This is a genomic window from Variovorax sp. 01T439_2, assembly GCF_056398445.1.
On sequence record NZ_JBFTPJ010000460.1, the window covers coordinates 1 to 4,560 of the forward strand.

Sequence of the window (4,560 nt, forward strand, 5' to 3'; positions counted from 1 at the left end):
CGCCACGGCCGCGATCACGCGGCGCGCCGTGGCCAGCGTGGCGCCGCCGCCGCCGTGCGCCGCGGGCGCCACCAGACCGACGAAGCCGTGYGACTGCAAGGTCGCGAAGTTCGGATGCGGAAAGGCGCCGCTGCGGTCGTGGTCGGCCGCGGTGGCGGCGAACTGCGCCGACAGATGCGCGAGCAGTGCGGCATCGACGGTGGCAGGCCTGGGGTCTTCATTCGTGGCCGGCGGGCGGCGCAAGGGGAGTGCACTCATGGCTGCGCACGGTACCGGGACCGTGCCGCGCCGGAAACGACGCATCCCGCATATGCAAACTCGTTTTTCTGCGTTCGCTTTTGCCGGCTGCCTCGGTACGGTCCGGTGGATGACATCTGACTTTCCGATCGACAGGCGACGCCTGCTCCAGGCCGCCGCGGGCTGGGGCGCCCTGGCCGTGGCTGGCGCGGCACCGGCGCGCGACCTTTCTGGCGTCACGCTGCGCGTGGGCACCTACAAGGGGCTCTGGCGGCCGCTGCTGCAGGCGTCCGGCCAGGCCAATACGCCCTACAAGATCGACTGGCGCGAGCTCAACAACGGCGTGCTGCACATCGAGGCCATCAACGGCGATGCGCTCGACCTGGGCTCGGGCAGCGAGATCCCGCCGGTGTTCGCGGCGCGCCAGAAATCCAGCGTGCGGCTGGTGGCCGTGACGCATGAAGACCTCAACAACCAGGCCACGCTGGCGCGCAAGGACTCGCCGATCCGCCGCATTGCCGACTTCAAGGGCAAGCGCGTGGGCTACGTGCGCGCCACCACCTCGCACTACTACCTGGCCAGGCAGCTGGCCGAGGCGGGCCTGTCGTTCAGTGACATCCAGGCCGTGAGCCTCACGCCCTCGGACGGCCTTTCGGCCTTCGCGCGCGGCGATCTCGATGCCTGGGCCATCTACGGCTACAACGGCCAGCTGGCGCGCACGCAGTACGGCGCGCGAACCATCAAGACCGGCGTGGGCTACCTCTCGGGCAACTTCCCGATCTACGCCAATCCGCGTGCGTTGAACGACGAACTGCGCCGCGCGGCGTTGGGCGACCTGCTGCAGCGACTGCAGCGCGCCTTCGCATGGATCAACGGCAACTTCCTGGCCTATGCGCGGGCGCAGTCGGCCGAGACACGCGTGCCGGTCGGCGACCTGGTCGAGCTCTTCAACGGCCGCAGCGGCGACTACAGCCTGGGCCCGGTCACCGATGCCGTGGTGCGCAGCCACCAGGAGGTGGCCGACACCTTCCTGAAGATCGGCGTGCTCGACGGGCCCGCCGACGTGAAGCCCCTGTGGGACCGCCGCTTCGAGAGCGCGCTGCGCCTGCCCGCCGCCTGAACAACACACACATCACCCTGAAAACACGAGGACACCATGAGCCAGAACGACGTTGAATTCATCGGCATGATCCAGGGCCAGAAGGTCTCGGAGATCCACGCTGCCAAGGGCCCGGCCATCGACCGCGACTACGTGCGCGCCTTCGCGCAGGCGCATGAGAACGCCGGTTTCGACCGCGTGCTGGTGCCGCACCATTCCACAGGCCCCGACGCCACGCTCACCGTGGCCCATGCGGCATCGGTCACCGAGCGCATCCACTTCATGCTTGCGCACCGCCCGGGCTTCGTGGCGCCCACGCTGGCGGCGCGGCAGTTCGCCTCGCTCGACCAGTTCAGCGGCGGCCGGCTCGCGGTGCACTACATCTCGGGCGGCTCCGACGAGGAACAGCGCCGCGACGGCGACTGGCTCGGCCATGACCAGCGCTATGCGCGCACCGACGAATACCTCGACGTGCTGCACAAGGTATGGGCCGCCGACAAGCCCTTCGACCACGAAGGCGCGCACTACCGCTTCCAGAACGCGTTCTCCGAAGTGAAGCCGGTGCAGACGCGCAATGGCAGGCCGCATGTGCCGGTATACTTCGGCGGTGCTTCGGAGGCGGCGATTCCGGTGGCGGGCAAATACGCCGACGTGTATGCGCTCTGGGGCGAATCGCTCGACCAGGCGCGCGAGCTCACGGCGCGCGTGCGCGCCGAGGCCGCGAAGCACGGGCGCAGCGTGCGCTTCTCGGTGTCGTTCCGCCCGATCCTGGCGCAGACCGAAGAGGCCGCATGGGCGCGCGCCGAGAACATCCTGGCCGAGACGAAGCGCCTGCGCGTGGTGCAGGGCTACAACCGCGGCGGCCCGCAGCAGAGCGAAGGCGCGAAGCGCCTGCTCGCCGCGGCCGAGAAAGGCACGCGGCTCGACAAGCGGCTGTGGACGGCGGTGGCGCAGGAGATCGGCGGCCGTTCCAACAGCACCGCGCTGGTCGGCACGCCCGAGCAGGTGGCCGATGCGCTGCTCGACTACTACGACCTGGGCGTGACCACCTTCCTGATCCGCGGCTTCGATCCGCTGGAAGACGCGGTCGACTATGGACGCGAGCTGATTCCGCGTGTGCGCGAGCTGGTGGCGCAGCGTGCGGCTTCGGCTCGCAAAGCGGCGTGACCTGACTTTCTCCCTCCCCTTGCGGGGGWGGGCAGGGGTGGGGGCAAGCGGCCTCGACCACCGCCATGGCGTTTGAAGCCGTCGTGCCCCCATCCCAGCCTTCCCCCGGAAGGGGAAGGAGCAACACCCAATACCCCAAGAGATCTCCGATGAATGCCGTTCTTTCCATCGACCGCAACGCCCCCCAGCCGCTCGAGCTCAACCCCCACCCGCAGCAGAAATACTGGTTCGACCCCATCCCGCCGCGCACCAGCGTGCAGGCCGAGCGCCGCCACCGGCAGGAGCGCTTGGCAGGCGCATTCCGCCTGTTCGCGCGCTTTGGCTTCGCCCAAGGCCTCGCGGGCCACATCACCGCGCGCGACCCGGAGCTCAGCGATCACTTCTGGGTCAACCCGCTGGGCATCCACTTCTCGCGCATCAAGGTCTCGGACCTGCTGCTCGTCAATTCGAAGGGCGAGRCGGTGATCGGCGATCGGCCGCTCAACAAGGCCGCCTTCGCCATCCATGCCGCGATCCACGAGCACAACCCGAAGATCGTTGCCGCCGCCCACACGCATTCGACCTACGGCAAGGCCTGGTCGACGCTCGGCCGCAAGCTCGACACGATCACGCAGGACAGCTGCGTATTCCATGAGGACGTGGCGCTGTTCGACGACTTCACCGGCATGGTGGTCGACACCAGCGAGGGCGAGCGCATCGCACAGGCGCTGGGCGACGGGAAGGGCGCGATCCTCAAGAACCACGGCATCCTGACCGCGGGCCCCACGGTCGAGGCCGCCGCGTGGTGGTACATCGCGCTCGACAACGCCTGCCACACGCAACTCCTCGCCGAGGCCGCCGGCAAGCCGCGGCCCATCGACGAGGAAACCGCGCGCCACACGCACAGCCAGATCGGCGGCCCGGAGGGGGCCATCCATTCCTTCGACAGCCTCTACCAAGGCCTGGTCGAGGCGGAGCCCGAACTGCTGCTCTGAAGAAAAACAACTGGAGTTCTCGATGACCGCTTCTTTCTCACGCCCCGTATCGCGCCGGGGTGTCCTGCGCGGAGGCGCCGCCGCCGCCGTGGTCGCCTCTGGCGGCCTGATCGCCTCGCAGGCCTTCTCGCAGCAGGCGCGCAAGCTCACCTTCGCATGGAACGCCGCCGCGTTCTGCCTCTCGCCCGTCGTCGTCGCGCAGGAGCGCGGCTACTTCGAGCGCAACGGCCTGCAGGTGGACCTGATCAACTACACCGGTTCCACCGACCAGCTGCTGGAGTCGCTCGCCACGGCCAAGGCCGATGCCGCGGTGGGCATGATCCACCGCTGGCTCAAGCCGCTGGAGTCGGGCTTCGACGTGAAGATCGTCGGCAGCTCGCACGGCGGCTGCGTGCGGCTGGTGGGCGCCAGGAGCGCGGGCGCGACCAGCCTTGCGAGCCTCAAGGGCAAGATCATCGGCGTGTCGGACATCGCGAGCCCGGGCAAGAACTTCTTCTCGATCCTGCTCGCGAAGAACGGCATCGATGCCGACAAGGACGTGACCTGGCGCCAGTACCCGGCCGACCTGCTCGACATTGCCGTGCAGAAGGGCGAGATCCATGCGATTGCAGATGGCGACCCGAACGTCTACCTGATCGAGAAGCGCAACAAGGGCGCCTTCGTGGAGATTGCGAGCAACCTCTCGGGCGAATACAAGGACAAGGTCTGCTGCATCGTCGGCGCGCGCGGCGAACTCGTGCGCAAGGACAAGCCGGCCGTGGCTGCGCTGGTGCGCGCCATTGCGCAAGCTTCCGACTACGTGGCCGAGAACCCGAACGAATCCGCCAAGCTGTTTGCGAAGTATTCGCCCAAGGTGCCGATCGAGGACCTGCGCGCGCTGCTCGGCACGCTCACGCACAACCACCATCCGCTCGGCAAGAACCTGCGCGACGAGGTGGAGTTCTATGCGCGCGATTTCCGCGGCGTAGGCGTGCTCAAGAAGACCACCGATCCGGTGCGCTTTGCCGAACACGTCTCTTTCGATCCACTCGCATGAGCACCCCCGACCCCGCATTGGGCTTCGATTCCCTCCCCTTCCGGGGG

General features: G+C 68.2%; 5 protein-coding genes. 4 read left to right on the forward strand and 1 reads right to left on the reverse strand.

Going from position 1 to position 4,560, the window contains the following annotated elements; all coding sequences use genetic code 11:
• A partial coding sequence (locus AC1DOC_RS20405; protein WP_478130377.1) for an acyl-CoA dehydrogenase family protein occupies window positions 1–258 on the reverse strand: 258 nt, incomplete at its 3' end.
• Between the two features lie 109 nt (window positions 259–367).
• On the opposite strand from AC1DOC_RS20405, the gene AC1DOC_RS20410 reads away from it, so the two are divergent.
• The 4 genes from AC1DOC_RS20410 (at window position 368) to AC1DOC_RS20425 (ending at window position 4,513) form a co-directional block, all read left to right on the forward strand.
• A complete protein-coding gene (locus tag AC1DOC_RS20410; protein WP_412511546.1) occupies window positions 368–1,357 on the forward strand; it encodes an ABC transporter substrate-binding protein in 990 nt (329 codons plus the stop codon).
• Between the two features lie 36 nt (window positions 1,358–1,393).
• Window positions 1,394–2,503 carry an LLM class flavin-dependent oxidoreductase gene (locus AC1DOC_RS20415; RefSeq protein WP_412511545.1) on the forward strand — a complete coding sequence of 370 codons (1,110 nt, stop codon included), beginning with the start codon at window positions 1,394–1,396 and terminating at the stop codon, window positions 2,501–2,503.
• Window positions 2,504–2,652: 149 nt separating this feature from the next.
• Window positions 2,653–3,477: a class II aldolase/adducin family protein gene (locus tag AC1DOC_RS20420; protein ID WP_478130378.1), complete on the forward strand. Its 825-nt coding sequence runs from the start codon at window positions 2,653–2,655 to the stop codon at window positions 3,475–3,477.
• A 22-nt stretch (window positions 3,478–3,499) separates the two neighbouring features.
• Window positions 3,500–4,513 (forward strand): ABC transporter substrate-binding protein, encoded by a 1,014-nt coding sequence (locus tag AC1DOC_RS20425; RefSeq protein ID WP_018905394.1) that lies wholly within the window; start codon window positions 3,500–3,502, stop codon window positions 4,511–4,513.
• Window positions 4,514–4,560 lie beyond the last annotated feature (47 nt).